Raw genomic sequence first — 1,128 nt, forward strand, 5'->3', positions numbered from 1 at the left:
TCGCGAGATCGAAAGGGCCCAAGGGGTGGAGCGCTGACCGAGCGCTGGACCTGTCGTGACTGTGAATCTGCTAGAGTGTCCAGAATTACCTGCGGGCGGACTGTGGAAACGTGTTCTCGTCGCGGGGGCCAGGGGTCAGAATCCCCTCGTCGGCTCCAGATGAACCATGCGAGGGCGGCAGGGATGTCGCCCTCGTCGCACACCTTGATAGCAGCGTTATCGTATCCTCTCACGAACGGGTGACAGGACAGCGTGTCTGCAAGGCACCGCGTTCGGCAGAAGGGCGGCGGATCGAAGTCATGGCGCTCGACTATCCCATACTTGCGGCGTTCGTCGTGATCGGCGCACTCTTCGTGGTTGCCACCGTCGCGATCTCCGGGTTGCTGTCGCCCTCGAAGCCCTCCGAAGAGAAGTCGGCGATTTACGAGTGTGGCGAGGCGCCGGTCGGCACGCCGTGGGTGCAGTTCCGCATCGGGTACTTCGTCTACGCGCTTCTGTTCTTGATCTTCGATATCGAGACGGTCTTCCTCTACCCGTGGGCGGTGGCCTTCGGACGTCTCGGGATGTTCGTGCTCGTCGAGATGGCGATCTTCGTGGCGATCCTCGGCGGCGGGCTCGCCTACGCGTGGAAGGAAGGAGCCCTCGCGTGGCGCTAGACCGATTCGGCGGCGAGCACTCCATCGCTTTCATCAGAAGCGAGCAGCTGTTCGACTACGCGCGGGGAAACAGCCTCTGGTACCTCGCGTTCGGCATCGCGTGCTGCGCGATCGAGGGACTCATGAGTGCGAGCGGTCCGCGGTTCGACTTCGACCGCTTAGGCGTGTTCTTCCGCGCGAGCCCACGGCAGGCCGACGTCATGATCGTGGCCGGTACCGTGAACGTGAAGATGGCCGAGACGGTGCGCATCCTCTACGACCAGATGCCCGAACCGAAGTGGGTCGTCGCGATGGGCGCGTGCGCCTCCACGGGTGGGCCGTTCCGCGCGTATCCGAACGTGGTCCTCGGCGTGGACAAGGTCATCCCGGTCGACGTGTATGTCCCCGGATGTCCGCCGCGGCCAGAGGCCGTGCAGTACGGATTCATCCGCCTCCAAGAGAAGATCAAGCAGCGGACGGAGGAGCGCCTTGC

At 63.9% G+C, this 1,128-nt stretch carries 1 protein-coding gene and 1 pseudogene; both read left to right on the plus strand.

Annotated elements, in window-relative coordinates:
- The first annotated feature begins 299 nt into the window (after nucleotides 1–299).
- The gene (locus Q8K99_07070) at nucleotides 300–656 is read left to right on the plus strand and encodes an NADH-quinone oxidoreductase subunit A (protein ID MDP2182314.1); all 357 of its coding nucleotides are present in this window, start codon (nucleotides 300–302) and stop codon (nucleotides 654–656) included.
- Nucleotides 657–697: 41 nt separating this feature from the next.
- Nucleotides 698–1,128: pseudogene (locus Q8K99_07075) on the plus strand (NADH-quinone oxidoreductase subunit B family protein).

It is taken from the genome of Actinomycetota bacterium (assembly GCA_030682655.1).
In the GTDB taxonomy this organism is placed as follows: domain Bacteria; phylum Actinomycetota; class Coriobacteriia; order Anaerosomatales; family JAUXNU01; genus JAUXNU01.

Excerpts from the sequence above, each read along its gene's own strand:
- Q8K99_07070 (MDP2182314.1), top strand. The coding sequence starts at position 300 with ATGGCGCTCGACTATCCCATACTTGCGGCGTTCGTCGTGATCGGCGCA.